The organism is Micromonospora sp. NPDC020750 (genome assembly GCF_044334565.1).
Classification (GTDB): Bacteria; Actinomycetota; Actinomycetes; order Mycobacteriales; family Micromonosporaceae; genus Micromonospora.
The window spans coordinates 36162-55800 of the sequence record NZ_JBIRTH010000011.1 but is presented as its reverse complement, the minus strand read 5'-3'; the positions used below and the strand labels follow the sequence as shown (position 1 = coordinate 55800).

General features: G+C 75.3%; 1 protein-coding gene. It reads right to left on the bottom strand.

Going from position 1 to position 19639, the window contains the following annotated elements; translation table 11 throughout:
• Positions 1-206: 206 nt before the first annotated feature.
• Complete coding sequence (locus tag ACH4T9_RS27975; protein WP_396674151.1) at positions 207-19628, bottom strand: type I polyketide synthase; 19422 nt, start codon at positions 19626-19628, stop codon at positions 207-209.
• Positions 19629-19639: the final 11 nt, after the last annotated feature.

Below are 19639 nucleotides of genomic sequence, written 5' to 3'. Positions count from 1 at the left end.
ACCCACCACTCGTGCCGATCGGCCGCCGGCAAGGCAGGACGAGACGGCCTGACGGGCTCCGACCCTACGAAGCCCGACCCGGCCAGGCACACCCCTAGACGGCAGGTCGGACCCCTAGGGCTGACACGGGGCGACGCCGGGCCGGCCTGGCGTGCCGGTCCGCTCGCGCCGCCGTCCCGGGGCGGTTCTGGTCCGTGGCCCTGCTCTCAGGACTTGCCGAACTCCCGCTGGATGATGTCGAACAGCTCCTCCCGGCTGGCCGTGTCGAGTTGCTCCGAGGTCTCCGCCGCCGGTGCGGGGACGGCGGCGGGGGCGGGCCGGCGGGCCCGCCACCTGGCCAGCATGTTCTCCAGGCGGCCGATGACCGCCTCGTCGACCTGCTCGGCCGGCGCCTCGCCGAGGAGCTGGTCGAGCCGTTCGACCTCGGCGGCGATCGGCAGCGCCGGCTGCTCCGGCGCCAGCCCGGCACGCAGGTGCGCGGCGAGGGCCCCGGGGGTGGGGTGGTCGAAGATCAGGGTCGCGGGCAGGCCGAGGCCGGTCTCGGCGGTCAGCCGGTTGCGCAGCTCGACCGCGGTGAGGGAGTCGAAGCCCAGCTCGAGGAAGCCGCGAGCCGGCCTGATCGCGGCGGGCGTGGCGTGCCCGAGCACCGTCGCGGCGGTGCCGCGTACCAGGTCGAGCAGGATGCGGTCGCGCTCGGACGCCGAGGCGGCGGCCAGCCGCCCCCGCAGGGCCGAGGGGGCGCCGTCGGCGTCGGCGGACGGCGTCTCCTGCGGGGCGGGCTGCGCCTCGGGGATCTCGGCGAGCAGCGGGCTCGGCCGCAGCGCGGTGAACGACGACGCGAACCTGTCCCACCGCACATCCGCCACCACCACCGACACGTCACCCACCTCCAACGCCCGCTCCAACCCCACCACCGCCAGCTCCGGCGCCATCGCCACCAGGCCGCGCCGGGACAGCTCGTCCCCGACCGCGCCCACCGCCATTCCCGCCTCGCCCCACGGACCCCACGCCACCGACGTGCCCACCAACCCCCGCGCCCGCCGGGACACCATCAGCCCCTCCACGAACGCGTTCCCCGCCGCGTACCCCACCTGACCCGCCGAACCCCACACCCCCGCGATCGACGAGAAGACCACGAACGCGTCCAACTCCGCACCGGACAGCAACTCGTCCAGCACCACCGCACCGCCGACCTTCGCCCGCAGCACCTCCCCCAGGTCCGCCAACCCCACCTCGCCCAACGGGGCCATCTGCGCCACCCCCGCCGCGTGCACCACCGCCCGCACCCGATCGCCACTCTCCGTCAGACCCGCCAGCAACCCGGCCACCGCCGCCCGGTCGGCCACGTCGCAGGGCATCACCGACACCCGCGCGCCCGACCCCCGCAACCCCGCCACCACGCCTGCGCCTTCCGAACCCAGCCCGCCCTCGCCGCTGCGCGACAGCAGCACCACGTGCTCCGCCCCCACACCCACCGCCCACTGCGCCACCCGCAGACCCAACGCGCCCGTGCCGCCGGTCACCAGCACCGTCCCCGACAACCGCACGCCGCCGCTCGAAGCCGAACCCACGGCCGCCCGTACCAGCCGCCGGCCGAACACCCCCGACGACCGCACCGCCACCTGGTCCTCCACGCCGCTCGCCAGGACCCCGGACAGCCGGTCCCACACCCATCCGTCCGCCGCACCCGGCACATCCACCAGGCCGCCCCACGACCCCGGCAGCTCCAGCCCCGCGACCCGGCCAAGACCCCACAGCGCCGCGCCCTCGACGTCGTCGAGCACGTCCGACCCGCTCACCGACACCGCGCCACTGGTCAGCCACCACAGCCGACCCTCGATCCCGGAGTCGGTCAGCGCCTGGACCGCCGTCAGCGCCGTAGACAGGGCGGCGGCGGCCGGAAGATCGTCCGGGCCCGCCGGGGCGGCCAGCGACAGCAGGGACAGCACGCCGGCGACCCTGCCGTCGGGCCCGGCCGCATCGCTCAGCCGACCCGCCACCGCGTCCCGGTCCGCGCCCTCGACCAGGACGGGGGCGACCCGTGCCCCCCGGGCCGCCAGGGCGGCGAGGGCCGGGTGGTCCTCCTGCCCCGGCGCGGTCAGCACCAGCCAGGTTCCGGTGAGCGTGCCGGTGGCCGGCACGGCAGCCGTGCGCCACTCGACGCGGTAGCGCCACGAGTCGACCGTCGACCGCCGCTGCGCGTCCCGACGCCACCGGGCGAGCTTCGGCAGCAGCGCCGCCGAGGACCCGTCCACGCCGGCCGCCAGTTCCTCGCCCAGCACGCCGAGGTCACCGGACTCGACCGCCGCCCAGAACTGCTCGTCCGCCGGCCCGCTCGCGGGGGCGGAAGCGGGTGCCGGCGCCGGGTCCTCCAGCCAGTAGCGCCGGCGGTCGAAGGCGTAGGTGGGCAGGTCCACCGCTCGTGGCCGGACGCCCGCCTGCGCCAGGTAGGCCGACCAGTCCACCGACACCCCGGCCACGTGCAGCTGACCCACCGCCGCCAGCAGACACTCCACCTCCGGGCGATCCCGCCGCAACGTCGCCACCCGACACACCTCGCCATCGGCGACCTCGGCCACCATCGCCGTCAGCACCGCGTCCGGACCCACCTCCAGGAACGTGTCCACCCCGGCCGCCCGCAGCGCCGTCACCCCGTCGGCGAACCGCACCGGTCGCCGCACATGCCGCACCCAGTACTCGGGGTCCGCCACCTCCAACGGATCCGCCACCGCACCCGACACGTTCGACACCACCGCCACTGACGGCACCCGCCAGTCCAGCCCCGCGACCACCGCACGGAACCCGTCGAGCATCGGCTCCATCAACCCGGAGTGGAACGCGTGGGACACGGACAGGGGCTTGGTCCGCCAGCCACGGGCCCGGCAGGTGTCCACCACGAGTTCGACCTCGTCAGCCGCACCGGAGAGGACCACCGCCGCCGGACCGTTCACCGCCGCCACGTCCACCGCCGCGCCGGTCACCTCGATGATCAGACGCACGTCGGCCTCGGACGCCGCGACCGCCGCCATCACCCCGCCGGCCGGCAGGGCCTGCATCAGCCGGCCCCGCGCCGCCACCAGCACACACGCGTCCTCCAGCGACAGCACCCCCGCCGCGTACGCAGCCGTCACCTCACCCAACGAGTGCCCCGCGAAGAAGTCGGCCCGCACCCCCCACGACCGCAACAACTCCCACAATGCCACCTCGACGGCGAACAACCCCGCCTGCGCGAACACCGTCCGATCCAACAGACCCGCCTCGGCGGACCCCGGCTCGGCGAACACCACCGACATCAGGGGCTGCGGCAACATCCCGTCCAGGTGCCCGCACACCTCGTCCAGCGCCGCCGCGAACACCGGGAACCGGTCGTACAGCTCCCGACCCATTCCCACCCGCTGCGAACCCTGACCGGTGAACAACACCGCCCGGCGACCCGACGACACCACACCCGACGCCGATCCACCGGCCGTTACCGCGTCCAGCCCCGCCACCAGCTCGTCCACGCCGGAGCCCCACACCACCGCACGGTGCTCCAACGCCGCCCGCGACGATACCAACGACCACGCCACATCCACCGCCACCAGATCAGAGCGACCCCGCACGAACGACGCCAACCGCGCCGCCTGACCCACCAACGCCCGCTCCGAACGACCCGACACCACCCATGGCACCGGCAACCCCGGGACAGACCCCACCCCCGGCTCCGACTCCGACTCCGGGTCCGGGTCCGGAGACGGAGCCGGAGCCGGAGCCGGCTGTTCCAGGATGACGTGCGCGTTCGTCCCCGAGATGCCGAACGACGACACCCCTGCCCGACGCGGCCGGCCCACCCCCGGCCACCCCCGCGACTCCGTCACCAGCTCCACCGCGCCCGACGACCAGTCCACGTGCGACGACGGCACGTCGACATGCAGCGACGCCGGCACCACGCCGTGCCGCATCGCCATGATCATCTTGATGATTCCCGCGACACCTGCGGCGGCCTGGGTGTGACCGATGTTCGACTTCACCGACCCCAACAACAACGGAACATCTCGACCCTGCCCGTACGTCGCCAGCAGAGCCTGCGCCTCGATCGGATCACCCAGCGTGGTGCCCGTGCCGTGCGCCTCCACCACATCCACGTCAGCCGGGGACAACCCCGCACTGGCAAGGGCCTGCCGGATCACCCGCTGCTGCGACGGACCATTCGGCGCCGTCAACCCGTTCGACGCACCGTCCTGATTCACCGCCGAACCCCGCACCACCGCAAGAACCCGACGACCATCCCGCCGCGCATCCGACAACCGCTGCACGAGGATGACGCCGACGCCCTCGGACCAGCCCGTCCCGTCGGCCGCCTCGGCGAAGGACCTGCACCGTCCGTCGGCCGAGAGGCCGCCCTGGATCGAGAACTCGGCGAAGGTGGCCGGGGAGGCCATCACGCAGACGCCGCCGGCCAGCGCGAGGTCGCACTCGCCGGACCGCAGCGCCTGGGCCGCGAGGTGCAACGCGACCAGCGACGACGAGCACGCCGTGTCCACCGTCACCGCCGGGCCCTCGAACCCGAACGAGTACGACACCCGACCCGACAGCACGCTGGTCGCGTTGCCGGTGAGCAGGTGACCGCCGACCTCCTGGGCGCGGCCGACGGAGCCGCTCGCGTACCCCTGGAAGCTGGCTCCGGCGAAGACGCCGACTGCGCCACCCTTGAGGCTGGTCGGGTCGATGCCCGCCGACTCGATCGCCTCCCAGGACGTCTCCAGCAGCAGCCGCTGCTGCGGGTCCATGGCGAGGGCCTCACGCGGCGAGATGCCGAAGAACTCGGCGTCGAACTCGCCCGCGTCGTAGACGAAGCCACCCCTGCGGGCGAACGACGTGTCGGACATGCCGCTGCCCAGGACGTTGTCCCAGCCCCGGTCGAGCGGGAACTCGGAGATGCCGTCGCGGCCGTCGGCGAGCAGTTGCCACAGCTCGTCGGGCGTGCCGACGCCACCGGGAAGTCGGCAACCCATGCCGACGATGACGATGGGGTCGTCGTCCAACGCGGCGGGGCGGATCTCGGCCGGTGAGTCGGCCGACGCCCCGATCAGGGTGTCGCGGAGCAAAGCGACCAGGGCCGCCGGCGTCGGGTGGTCGAAGACGAGGGTGCTGGGCAGCGCCAGGCCGGTCTCGGCGATCAGCCGGTTGCGCAGCTCGACCGCGGTGAGCGAGTCGAACCCGAGGCGCTGGAACGCCCGGTCCGCCGGGACGGACTCCACGCCGGCGTGACCGAGCACCGAGGCGACCTGGGAGCGTACGAGATCGAGCAGGAACGCCTCGGCGTCGGTGGCCGGCAGGGCCACGAGCCGCTCGCGCAGCGCGGACGCCTGGTCGGTCGGGCCGGCAACGGTCGGGGTGGCCGCCGCGAGCGCCGCCTGGGCCTCGGGGATCTCGGCGAGCAGCGGGCTCGGCCGCAGCGCGGTGAACGACGACGCGAACCTGTCCCACCGCACATCCGCCACCACCACCGACACGTCGCCCACCTCCAACGCCCGCTCCAACCCCGCCACCGCCAGCTCCGGCGCCATCGCCGGCAGACCGCGCCGGCTCAGCTGCTCCCCAGCCTCGCCCACCGCCATGCCGGCCTCGCCCCACGGACCCCACGCCACCGACGTACCCACCAGCCCCCGCGCCCGCCGGGACGCCACCACGCCGTCCACGAACGCGTTCCCCGCGGCGTACGCCACCTGACCCGCCGAACCCCACACCCCCGCGATCGACGAGAAGACCACGAACGCGTCCAACTCCGCACCGGACAGCAACTCGTCCAGCACCACCGCACCGTCCACCTTGGCCCGCAGCACCTCCCCCAGCTCCTCCGCACCGACCTCGCCCAACGGGGTCATCTGCGCCACCCCCGCCGCGTGCACCACCGCCCGTACCGGGTCACCACCCTCCGCCAGGCCCGCCAGCAGCCCGGCCACCGCCCCCCGGTCGGCCACGTCACACCCCACCACCGACACCCGCGCGCCCAGCCCCCGCAGTTCCTCCACCACACCGGCGACCCCCGGCGCGCCGTCGCCCCGCCGGGACACCAGCACCACGTGCTCCGCACCGGTACCGACCGCCCACCGCGCCACCCGCAGCCCCAGCGCACCGGTGCCGCCCGTCACCAGGACCGTCCCCGACAACCGCACCCCGGCACCGCCACCGGCACCGGCGCGCACCAGCCGCCGCACGAACACACCCGACGGCCGCACCGCCACCTGGTCCTCACCACCACCCGCCAACACCCCACACAACCGGTCCCACACCCGCCCGTCCGCCACACCCGGCACGTCCACCAGGCCACCCCAACGGGCCGGCTCCTCCAACGCCACCACCCGACCCAGCCCCCAGATGGCACCGGCCGTGGCGTCGAGGGCCGTGGCGTCGGAGCCGTCCACCGAGACCGCACCGCTGGTCAGCCACCACAGGCGACCCTCGACGCCGGCATCGGTCAGCGCCTGGGCCACGGTCAGCGCCTCGGCCACCCCGGCACCGGCGAGGGACATCACGCAGAGCAGACCGGCGACGGGTTCGCCGGTCCGCACCGCGCCGGCGAGCTGCCGCGCGATCCGGCCCCGGTCCACACCGTCGATCACCACGGGTACGACCCGGGCGCCCCGGGCCGCCAGCGCGGCGACGGCCGGGTGGTCCTCCTGGCCGGGCAGCATCGGCACCAGCCACGTGCCCGTCACGGTGGTACGGCCGTCGACCGCGTGCGACCGCCACACGACGTGGTACCGCCACGAGTCGACCGTCGACCGGCGCTGGGCGTCCCGACGCCACCGGGCGAGCTTCGGCAGCACCGCGCCGAACGGCTCGTCCGCGCCCGCGCCCAGCTCGTCGCCGAGCAGAGCCGGGTCGCCCGATTCCACCGCCGCCCAGAACCGCCCGTCGAGCGCGTCGTCGCGGGTGGCGAGGTCGGTCGACGCCGACGGCTCGGCCCAGTACCAGGCGCGGTCGAAGGCGTAGCTGGGCAGGTCGACGATCCCCGGCCGGGCACCCGTCTGTGCGAGGTACGCGGCCCAGTCCACCGGCACTCCGGCCGCGTGCAACTGCCCCACCGCCGCCAACAGCGACTCCACCTCCGGACGGTCCCGACGCAACGCCGCCACCCGACGCACCCCGTCACCGGCGGCGACATCAGCGACCATCGCCGTCAAAACCGCATCCGGCCCCACCTCCAGGAACACGTCCACCCCGGCCGCCCGCAGCGCCGCTACCCCGTCGGCGAACCGCACCGGCTGCCGCACATGCCGCACCCAGTACACCGGATCAACCAGCTCCAGGGGGTCCGCCACAGCACCGGTCACGTTCGACACCACCGGCACGGTCGGGGCCCGCCACGACAACCCCGCCACCACAGCGGCGAACTCGTCGAGCATCGGCTCCATCAACGGGCTGTGGAACGCGTGGCTCACCGCCAGCCGGCGGGTGCGCACGCCCCGCTCGCGCCAGGTTCGTTCCACCTCATCCAGCGCCTCGACCGCTCCCGAGACGACGACGGCCGTGGGCCCGTTGACCGCAGCGATCCCCACCCGGTCGGCCAGTCCCTCCAGGACGGCCAGCACCTCAGCCTCGGGCGCGGCCACCGCCAACATGCCCCCACCGGCCGGCAGGGCCTGCATCAACCGGCCCCGCGCCGCCACCAGGACACACGCGTCCTCCAGCGACAACATCCCCGCCGCATACGCCGCCGTCACCTCACCCACCGAATGCCCCGCAAAGAAATCAGCCCGCACCCCCCACGACCGCAGCAGGTCCCACAACGCCACCTCCACCGCGAACAACCCCGCCTGCGCGAACACCGTCCGATCCAACACACCCGCCTCGACGGAAGCCTCGAAAACCACCCCCCGCAACGGGAGACCGCCGTCGAACTCGGCATCGATCAGCCCGCACACCCGGTCGAAGGACTCCGCGAACACCGGGAACCGGTCATACAACTCCCGACCCATCCCCACCCGCTGCGAACCCTGACCCGTGAACAACACCGCCCGACGACCCGACGACACCACACCCGACGCCGCATCCCCGGCCGCCACCGCCTCCAGGCCCGCCACCAGCTCGTCCACACCCGAACCCCACACCACCGCACGGTGCTCCAACGCCGCCCGCGACGACACCAACGACCACGCCACATCCACCGCCGCCAGATCAGCGCGGCCCCGCACGAACGACGCCAACCGCGCCGCCTGACCCACCAACGCCCTCCCCGAACGACCCGACACCACCCACGGCACCGGCACAGACTCCACCCCTGGAACAGGCTCCACCCCGGACTGCGGCTGCGGCTCCGGCTCCGATTCCGGCTGCTCCAGGATCACGTGCGCGTTCGTCCCCGAGATGCCGAACGACGACACCCCCGCCCGACGTGGCCGGCCCACCTCCGGCCACCCCCGCGACTCGGTCGCCAGCTCGACGGTCCCCGCCGACCAGTCGATGTGCGACGACGGCTCATCGACGTGCAGGGTCGCCGGAACGACCCCCTCCCGCATGGCGAGGACCATCTTGATGATCCCGGCGACACCCGCCGCCGCCTGCGTGTGCCCGATGTTCGACTTCACCGACCCCAACAACAACGGCACATCCCGACCCTGCCCGTACGTCGCCAGCAGAGCCTGCGCCTCGATCGGATCACCCAACGTCGTACCCGTACCGTGCGCCTCCACCACATCCACATCCACCGGCGACAACCCCGCACTGGCGAGAGCCTGCCGGATCACCCGCTGCTGCGACGGACCATTCGGCGCCGTCAACCCGTTCGACGCACCGTCCTGATTCACCGCCGAACCCCGCACCACCGCCAGAACCCGCCGACCCTCCCGCCGCGCATCCGACAACCGCTGCACGACGAGGACGCCAACGCCCTCGCCCCACGCGGTGCCGTCCGCGTCCTCGGCGAACGCCTTGCACCGCCCGTCGGCCGACAGCCCGCCCTGCCGGGAGAACTCGATGAACGCGCCCGGGGTAGCCATGACGGTGACGCCGCCGGCCAGCGCGAGGTCGCACTCGCCGGACCGCAGCGCCTGGGCCGCGAGGTGCAACGCGACCAGCGACGACGAGCACGCCGTGTCCACCGTCACCGCCGGCCCCTCGAAACCGAACGAGTACGACACCCGACCCGACAGCACGCTGGCGGAAGCGCCCGTGGCCCCGTACCCGGTCAGCTCCTCACCGGCCTGGCGCACCACGGTCCCGTAGTCCTGGCCGTTGGTGCCGGCGAACACCCCGACCCGGGCCCCACGCAGGGCCAGCGGGTCGATCCGGGCGTCCTCGAACGCCTCCCACGACGTTTCCAGCAGCAGCCGCTGCTGCGGGTCCATGGCGAGGGCCTCGCGCGGCGAGATGCCGAAGAACTCCGCGTCGAACGCTCCCGCCCCGTGCAGGAACGCCCCCCGGCTGACGTACGACGACTCAACGGAGTCACGCAGGGACGCCAGGTCCCAGTGCCGGTTGGTCGGGAACTCCGACATCGCGTCGACGCCGCCGACCAGCAGGTCCCACAGCTCGGCCGGGGATCCGGCGCCGGCCGGGAAGCGACAGCCCATGCCGACGATGACGATCGGGTCGTCGGCGACGACCGGGCCGCCGACCACGGTCGGTGCGGGCAGGGCCCGCCCGCCGAGCAGTTCGGCGTGGATGTGACCGGCGAGGGCGGTCGGGTTCGGGTAGTCGAACGCCAGGGTGCTGGACAGCGTGAGGCCGGTGGCCGCGTCCAGCCGGTTGCGCAGTTCCACGGCGGCCAGGGAGGTGAAGCCGAGGTCCTGGAACGCCCGGTCGGGTGCCACCCGGTCCGCGGAGTCGTGGCCGAGCACGGCGGCGACCTCGCCGCGTACCAGGTCACGCAGTGTGTGCGCCTGCTCCGTGCCGGACATCGCCGCGAGCCGGGCGAGCAGCGCGGACGTCGGCGCCGGGCCGGCGGCGGCGAGCGCGGCCGGCGCGGCCTCGGCCACCAGGTCCCGGGTGAGCGGGTCGGGCCGGGTGCCTGCGGCGGCCACCCGGGCCCAGTCGATGTCGGCCACCACGAGGTACGTCTCGTCGCGCCCGAGCGCCGCGGGCAGGGCCTCGACGGCGGTCCGGGGTGCCATGGCCCCGAATCCGTCCCGGGCCAGGCGCTGTTCGAACTCACCGGCGCTCACCCCGCCGTCGGCCCAGAGGCCCCAGGCGAGCGAGGTCGCCGGGAGTCCCTCGGCGCGGCGCCGCTGGGCCAGCGCGTCGAGGAAGGCGTTGCCCGGCGCGTAGGTGGCCTGGCCGGCCCCGCCCATGATGCCGGCGAGGGAGGAGAAGAGCACGAAGGCCGACAGGTCCGTGCCGCGGGTCAGCTCGTCGAGGTTGGTGGCGGCGGTCACCTTGGCCCGGAGCGCGGCGGCCATCTGGTCGACGGTCACCGCGTCGATCACGTTGTCGTCGAGCCCGGCGGCGGTGTGCACGACGGCGGTCAGGGGAAGGTCGTCGGGGACCGATCGCAGCAGGTCGGCGAGGGCGGCGCGGTCGGCCACGTCGCAGGACGCCACGGTGACCCGGCTGCCGAGCGCGGTCAGCTCGTCGATGAGTGCCCCGGCGTCCGGTGCCTGCGGGCCCCGGCGGCTGACGAGCAGGAGGTGTTCGGCGCCGGCGGCGGCCAGGGCGCGGGCGACGTGGCCACCGAGGGCACCGGTGCCTCCGGTGATCAGCACGGTGCCGCGCGGCGTCCACGGGTCGCGGGGGCCGCCGTCGCCGTAGGTGGCCCGGACGAGCCGGCGGGCGTGGCAGCCGCCGGGGCGCAGGGCGACCTGATCCTCCGCGCCGGGGCCGGCGAGCAGCGTACGGAGGGTCCGGACGGCACCCCGGTCGGGGCGTTCGGGCAGGTCCACGAGTCCGCCCCAGCGGTGCGGGTGCTCGGCGCGCAGCACGCCGCCGAAGCCCCACGTCATCGCCTGGGTGGGGTCGACGTGCCGGTCGCGGGAGCCGACGGAGACCGCGCCCCGGGTGGCGATCCAGAGCCGGGCGGCCACCCCGGCGTCGCCGAGGGCCTGCGCGAGCACGACCGTGCCGGCGAGGCCGGCGGGCACGGTCCCGGTCTCCCCGTACGGCCGGTCGTCGAGCGCGAGGAGGGACAGGACGGCGGTGCCGGCGCGGTCCCGGTCCGGCAGTGCGTCGGTCAGGTCCCGGGCGAGGCGCTTGCGGTCGCAGCCGGCCTCGACCTGAACGGTGCGGGTCCGGGCGGGGTCGAGCGCGGCCACCCAGCCGCCCACGGACGGGTCGGCGTCGGCGGGTACGACCAGCAGGAAGTCCGTGGCCTCGGGCCGGGTGGGGTCGTCCACGACCGGCTGCCAGGCCACCCGGTACCGCCAGGAGTCGAGGGTCGCCTCGGTCTCCCGACGCCGCCGCCAGGTGGACAGCGCCGGGAGCACCTCGGCGAGCGGGGTGTCCGCGTCGACGGCCAGGCTCTCGGCGAGGGCTGCCACGTCCTCCGCGTCGATGGCGCGCCAGAAGGCGTCGTCCTCGGCGGTACGCCGGGTGCCGGCGGGGCGGTGGGATCGGGTGGCTGCGTTGAGCCAGTAGCGCTGGTGGTCGAAGGCGTAGGTGGGCAGGTCGATGGCCCTCGGCCGCGCCCCCGCCTGTGCGAGGTACGCGGCCCAGTCCACCGGCACTCCGGCCGCGTGCAACTGCCCCACCGCCGCCAGCAGCGACTCCACCTCCGGACGGTCCCGACGCAACGCCGCCACCCGACGCACCCCGTCACCGGCGGCGACATCGGCCACCATCGCCGTCAAAACCGCGTCCGGACCCACCTCCAGGAACGTGTCCACCCCGGCCGCCCGCAGGGCGCCCACCCCGTCGGCGAACCGCACCGGCTGCCGCACATGCCGCACCCAATACGCCGGATCAGCGATTTCCAGGGGGTCCGCCACCGCCCCCGACACGTTCGACACCACCGGCACAGCCGGAGCCCGCCACGACAACCCCGCCACCACAGCGGCGAACTCGTCGAGCATCGGCTCCATCAACGGGCTGTGGAACGCGTGGCTCACCGCCAGCCAGCGGGTGCGCACGCCCCGCTCGCGCCAGGTTCGTTCCACCTCGTCCAGCGCCTCGACCGCTCCGGAGACGACGACGGCCGTGGGCCCGTTGACTGCGGCGATCCCGACGCGGTCGGCCAGCCCCTCCAGGGCGGCCAGCACCTCGGCCTCGGGCGCGGCCACCGCCAGCATTCCCCCGCCGGCCGGCAGGGCCTGCATCAGCCGGCCCCGCGCCGCCACGAGAACGCACGCGTCCTCCAGCGACAACATCCCCGCCGCGTACGCCGCCGTCACCTCACCGACCGAATGCCCCGCGAGGAAGTCGGCCCGCACGCCCCACGACCGCAGCAGGTCCCACAACGCCACCTCGACGGCGAACAGCCCTGCCTGCGCGAACACCGTCCGGTCCAACAGACCCGCCTCGGCGGAGGGCGCCAACACCACCTCCCGCAGCGGCGGGAGCTCGCCGTCGGACTCGGTGTCGATCAGCTCGCACACCCGGTCGAAGGACTCCGCGAACACCGGGAACCGGTCGTACAACTCCCGACCCATCCCGACCCGCTGCGAACCCTGACCGGTGAACAACACCGCCCGACGACCCGACGACACCACACCCGACGCCGCGTCGCCGGCCGCCACCGTGTCCAGGCCCGCCACCAGCTCGTCCACACCCGAACCCCACACCACCGCACGGTGCTCCAACGCCGCCCGCGACGACACCGACGACCACGCCACGTCGGCCGCCGCCAGGTCGGACCGGCCGCGCGCGAACGACGCCAGTCGCGCCGCCTGACCCAGCAGGGCCCGCTCGGAGCGACCCGACACCACCCACGGCACCGGCACACCGACGGGCGCGTCCCCGGCGGTCGCGGGGACCGGCTCGTCGTCGCCCTGCTCCAGGACGACGTGCGCGTTCGTGCCGGAGATGCCGAACGACGACACGGCCGCCCGGCGCGGCCGGTCCGCGCCCGGCCACCCGCATGGTTCCGTCACCAGGGTCACCGCGCCCGCCGACCAGTCCACGTGCGACGACGGCTCGTCCACGTGCAGCGACGCCGGCACGACACCCGCGCGCATGGCGAGGACCATCTTGATGATGCCCGCAACACCCGCCGCCGCCTGCGTGTGACCGATGTTCGACTTCACCGACCCCAACAACAACGGCTCGTCCCGACCCTGCCCGTACGTCGCCAGCAGAGCCTGCGCCTCGATCGGATCACCCAACGTCGTACCCGTACCGTGCGCCTCCACCACATCCACATCCACCGGCGACAACCCCGCACTGGCAAGGGCCTGCCGGATCACCCGCTGCTGCGACGGACCATTCGGCGCAGTGAGACCGTTCGACGCACCGTCCTGATTCACCGCCGAACCCCGCACCACCGCCAGAACCCGACGACCATCCCGCCGCGCATCCGACAACCGCTGCACGAGCAGCACACCGACGCCCTCGGACCAGCCCGTCCCGTCGGCCGCCTCAGCGAAGGACTTACACCGCCCGTCGGGGGCCATGCCGCGCTGGCGGGAGAAGTCGACGAAGGTGTCGGGGGTGGCCATGACGGTCACGCCGCCGGCCAGGGCCAGGTCGCACTCGCCGGACCGCAGCGCCTGCACCGCCAGGTGCAACGCCACCAGCGACGACGAACACGCCGTGTCCACCGTCACCGCCGGCCCCTCGAAACCGAACGAGTACGCCACCCGACCCGACAGCACGCTGCTGGCCGTACCGACGCCGAGGTAACCGTCGAGGGCCTCGGGGACGTCGACCAGGCTGGAGGCGTGGTGGTGGTACATCATGCCGGCGAACACCCCGACCGGGCGACCGCGCAGGGCGAGCGGGTCGATCCTGGCGTCCTCGATCGCCTCCCAGGACGTCTCCAGCAGCAGTCGCTGCTGCGGGTCCATGGCGAGCGCCTCGTGCGGGGAGATCTTGAACAGGCCGGCGTCGAAGTCACCGGCGTCGACCAGGAAGCCGCCCTCCCGGGCGTAGCTGCTGCCACGGCGAGCGCCGGACGGGTCGTAGAGCTCGCCGAGGTCCCAGCCACGGTCGGTCGGGAAGTCGGTGATGCCGTCCCCGCCGGCGGTGAGGAGGTCCCACAGCTGTTCCGGTGAGCGCACGCCGCCGGGGAACCGGCAGCTCAGGCCGATGATCGCGATCGGGTCGTCGGGTGTGGCGGCGGTGCCGGGCAGCACCGGCAGCGGGTCGGCGCCGCCCCCGGTCTCGGCGTCCAGGTGGTCGGCGAGCCGGAGCGGGGTGGGGTGGTCGAACACGAGGGTCGCGGGGAGCCGCAGTCCGGTCTCCGCGCCGAGCCGGTTGCGCAGCTCGACGGCGGTGAGCGAGTCGAACCCCAGTTCGGTGAACGGGCGGCCGGCCTCGACGGCGGCGGCGTCGGCGTACCCGAGGACCGCCGCGACCTGGTCCAGGACGAGCCGCAGCAGGGCGGCGGCGCGCTCGGCGCGGTCCAGCCCGGCCAGCCGCCCGGCCAGGGTGACCGGCTCGGCGGAACCGGACCGGGCGGCCCGCCGCCGGGGCGGACGGACCAGGCCACGGAGCACCACGGGCAGGGTGCCGGCCTCGGCCTGCGTGCGCAGCGCCGGGCCGTTCAACGCCACGGGGACCGCGACCGGCAGGCCGGTGCGCAGGGCGGCGTCGAAGAGGGCGAGGCCGTCGGCCGGGGCGATGGGGCGGGCGCCGGAGCGGGCGAGCCGGTCGGTCTCGGCGCGGCCGAGGGCGGCGGTCATGCCGCCACCCGACTCGGCCCACGGCCCCCAGGCCAGGGAGAGTGCGGGCAGGCCGGCGGCCCGCCGGCGGTGGGCGAGGGCGTCGAGGAAGGCGTTGGCGGCGGCGTAGTTGGCCTGCCCGGGGCTGCCGGTCACCCCGGCGGCCGAGGAGTACGTGACGAACAGGGCGAGGTCCCGGCCGGCGGTCAGCTCGTGCAGGTGCCGGACGGCGTCCACCTTCGGCCGCAGCACCTGCGCCAGGGTGTCGGGGGTGAGCGAGGTGAGGGTGCGGTCGGCCAGCACCCCGGCGGTGTGCACGATCCCGGTCAGCGGGTGGGCGGGGTCGATCCCGTCCAAAAGCGCGGCGAGGGCGGCGCGGTCGGCCGCGTCGCACGCCTCGACCCGGGCCGTCGCGCCCAGGTCGGCCAGGTCGGCGAGCAGCTCCGCGACGCCGGCGGCGTCGGCGCCGCGCCGGCCGGTGAGCAGCAGGTGCCGGACCCCGTACCGGGTGACCAGGTGGCGGGCGAGCAGCGCGCCCAGCGCGCCGGTGCCGCCGGTGACGAGGACGGTGCCGGCCGGGTCGAGTGCCGGCGCGGGAACCGCCGGTTCCGGGTCGGCGGCCACGAGGCGGGGCACCCGGACCTCCCCGGCACGCACCGCCACCTGCGGCTCGTCGCCGCGGAGCAGGCCGGCGAGGGCGGACGCGGACCGTTCGTCGTCGTCGACGTCGACGAGCAGGAACCGGCCGGGGTGTTCGGCCTGCGCGGAGCGCACCAGGCCCCACACGGCGGCGGCGGCCGGGTCGGCGATGTCCCCGTCGTGGTCCACGGCGACGGCCCCGCTGGTCAGGACCACCAGCCGGGAGCCGTCGGTGTGCCGGTCCCCGGCCAGCCAGCCCTGAAGGACGGCGAGGGTGTCGGCGAGCAGCTCGTGCGTCCCGGCCGCGTCGGCGTCGGCGGGGCCGGTCACCGGGAGCAGGACGACGTCCGGCACCCCGGCGTCGAGGAGCGCGCCCAGGTCGGGGTGGCGGGTGGCGGCGGCGCCGGCCGGCAGCGGCGCGGGGCGGTCGCCGAGCACCGCCCAGGCGGGGCCGTCGGCGGTACCGCCGGTCTGCGGGTGCCGGGGCCAGTCGAGGCGGAACAGGGAGTTGCGCCACGGCGACCCGGCGGGGGTCAGGTCGCCGGCCGGCAGGGGCCGCAGGGCCAGCGAGCCGACCCGCGCGACGGGTACGCCGGCGGCGTCCGCGACCAGCATGGTGACGGTGTCCGGGGCGGTCGGGGTGAGCCGGACCCGCAGGGTGTCCGCGCCGTGGGCGTACACCGTGACGTCGGTGAAGGTGAACGGCAGCCGGGCCTCGCCGGCCTCGACGATTCCCAGCCCGACGGCCTGCACGGCGGCGTCGAGCAGGGCGGGGTGCAGGCCGTACGCGTCGGCCTCGCCGGCGGCCGGCTCGGGGAGCGCCACCTCGGCGTACACGTCGGCGCCGACCCGCCAGGCGGCGCGCAGCCCCTGGAACGCCGGGCCGTAGGCGAAGCCGGCCTCGGCGGCCCGCGCGGCCGGCTCGGCCACGTCCAGGGGCGTCGCGCCGGCCGGCGGCCAGTCGGCCAGTCCCTGGCCGGTCCGCGCGCCGTCGACCGGGGTGCGCAGGCCGTCGGCGGCCCCCGTGCCGTCGGCCGGGGCGGGCAGTTCGTCGGCGGCCGGCGTGCCGTCGGCCGGGGCGAGCAGGCCGGTGGCGTGCCGGACCCACAGGTCGTCGGTGCCGGACCGGCGGCCGTGCACGGTGACCTGCCACGCGTCGCCGGAGTCGCCGGCGCGTTCGACGGCGACCTGCACGTCGACGCCGCCGGTGTCGGGGAGCGTGAGCGGGGCCTGGAGGGTCAGCTCGGTGAGCACGTCGGCGCCGACCTCAGCGCCGGCGCGCAGCGCCAGCTCGACGAGGCCGGTGCCGGGGAACAGCACGGTGCCGCGCACCGCGTGCTCGGCCAACCAGGGGTTCGTCTCGACGGACAGCCGGCCGGTGAGGGTGACCTCGTCGCCGTCTGCCGAGCGGAACACCGCGCCGAGCAGCGGGTGACCGGTGGGGGTCAGCCCGGCGGCGGTCACGTCGGCGGGTTGCGGCAGCGGCAGCAGCCAGTAGCGGTCGCGCTGGAACGCGTACGTGGGCAGGTCCACCGGCGCGGCCGGGCCGGCGAACAGGGCGGTCCAGCGCACCGGCACGCCACGGGTCCACAGGGTCGCGGCGGCGGCGAGGGCGGTGGCGGCCTCGTCCTGGTCTGCGCGCAGCACCGGCGCGTACGCGGCCTGGTCGTCGCCGGTGATCTCCTGGGCCAGAGCGGACAGTACGCCGCCGGGGCCGACCTCCACGAACGCGCCGACGCCGTGTTCGCGCAGGGTGGCCACGGCGGCGTCGAACCGGACGGTGTCGCGGACGTTGCGCAGCCAGTACGCCGGGGAGCAGATCTCCTCCGGGGTGAGCACCGTGCCGGTGACGGTGGAGACCACCGGGATCCGGGGCGCGGCGAAGGTGAGCTGCCCGAGCACGGCGGCGAACGCGTCGCGCATCGGGTCCATCCGGGCGGAGTGGAACGCGTGGCTGACCCGCAGCCGCCGGGTGGACCGGCCCAGGGCGGCGAAGTGCCCGGCGACGGCGAGCACCGCGTCCTCGGCGCCGGAGACGACGACGGAGTCGGGGCCGTTCACGGCGGCCAGTTCCGCCCCGGCCGCGTCGGGCGCGGCGGCCAGGTGGGCGCGCAGCTCCGCCTCGCCGGCCCGTACGGACACCATGGCCCCGCCGGAGGGCAACGCCTGCATGAGGGCGCCCCGGGCGGCGACCAGCCGGGCGGCGTCGGGCAGGGACAGCACGCCGGCCAGGTGCGCGGCGGTGACCTCGCCGACGGAGTGGCCGGTGAGGAAGTCCGGGACGACGCCCCAGGACTCGACGAGCCGGTAGGCGGCCACCTCGACGGCGAACAGGGCCGCCTGCGCGTACCCGGTGCGGTCGAGCAGCTCGGCGGGGCCGTCGAGGACGGCGTCGAGGGGCCGGTCGAGGTGCCGGTCCAGTTCGGTGCGCGCGGCGTCGAAGGCAACGGCGAAGGCGGGGAACGCGGCGTACAGCCGGCGGCCCATGCCGACGCGCTGGGCACCCTGGCCGGTGCAGAGCACGGCGAGGCGGGTGGGGCTGGCGACGCCGCGCCGCACGGTGGCGGCGGGGACGGTGTCGGCCAGCGCGGACAGCTCGGCGAGGAGGTCGTCGGAGTCGGCGCCGAGCAGCACGGCCCGGTGTTCGAGGGCGGACCGGCCGGTGGCGAGGGCCCGGCCCAGCGTGGCCGGCGGGACGTCGGGGTGCTCGGCGAGCCAGGACCGCAGCCGCCGCGCCTGGGCGGTCAGCGCGGCGGCGCTGCGGGCGGACAGGACCCAGGGCAGCGGGTCGGGGCCGGTGACGTCGCCGGCCGGCGGCTCGGCCTCGGAACCGGCCGAGGGCTCCGCCACGGGGGCGGCTGGTGACTCCGCCACGGGGGCGGCCTCGACGATGACGTGGGCGTTGGTGCCGCTCACCCCGAAGGAGGAGACGCCGGCCCGCGCCGGGCGGGCGGCGGTCGGCCAGGGTTGGGCCTCGCGGAGCAGGCTGACCGCGCCGGCCGTCCAGTCGACGTGCGGGGACGGCTCGTCGAGGTGCAGGCTGCGGGGCAGGACGCCCTGCCGCATCGCCATGACCATCTTGATCACGCCGGCGACCCCGGCGGCGGCCTGGGTGTGCCCGAGGTTGGACTTGATCGAGCCGAGCCACAGGGGCCGGTCGGCGGGCCGCTCGCGGCCGTACGTGGCGATGACCGCCTGCGCCTCGATCGGGTCGCCGAGCCGGGTGCCGGTGCCGTGCGCCTCGACGGCGTCCACGTCGGCGGGGGTGAGCCGGGCGTTCGCGAGGGCCTGGCGGATCACCCGCTGCTGGGAGGGGCCGTGCGGGGCGGTGAGGCCGTTGCTGGCCCCGTCCTGGTTGACGGCGGTGCCGCGGACCACGGCGAGCACGGGGTGGCCGTTGCGCCGGGCCTCGGAGAGCCGTTCGAGCAGGAGCAGGCCGGCGCCCTCGCTCCATCCGGTGCCGTCGGCGGTGGCGGAGAAGGACTTGCACCGGCCGTCCGGGGACAGGCCCCGCTGCCGGCTGAAGCCGACGAACGTGTCCGGGCTGGACATCACGGTGACGCCGCCGGCCAGGGCGAGGGTGCACTCGCCGGAGCGCAGCGCCTGCGCGGCGAGGTGCAGGGCGACCAGGGACGACGAGCAGGCGGTGTCGACGGTGACGGCCGGGCCCTCGAAGCCGAAGGTGTAGGCGATCCGGCCGGACACGACGCTGCCGTGGTTGCCGGTGCCGACGAACGCCTCGACCTCGTCGGGCACGCCGTTGAGGCGGGAGACGTAGTCGTGGTACATGACGCCGGTGAAGACGCCGGTCCGGCTGCCCTTCAGGGACTCGGCGGCGATGCCGGCCCGCTCGACGGCCTCCCAGGCGACCTCCAGCAGCAGCCGCTGCTGCGGGTCCATCGCCAGGGCCTCGCGGGGCGAGATGCCGAAGAAGCCGGCGTCGAACTCACCCGCGTCGAGCAGGAAACCGCCCTCGCGGGTGTACGACTTGCCGTGCGCCTCCGGGTCGGGGTCGTAGAGGTTCTCCACGTCCCAGCCCCGGTCGGCGGGGAACGGCGTCACCGCGTCCCCGCCGGCCTCGACCAGCCGCCACAGCGCCTCGGGGCTGTGCACCCCGCCCGGGTAGCGACAGGCCATCCCCACGATCGCGATGGGCTCGTGGTTCTGCTCGTCGGCGGCCCTCAGGCGCTCGCTGGTCTCGTGCAGGTCAGCGGTGACGCGCTTGAGGTACTCGCGGAGCTTGGCTTCGTTCGCCATCGGTAGATCAC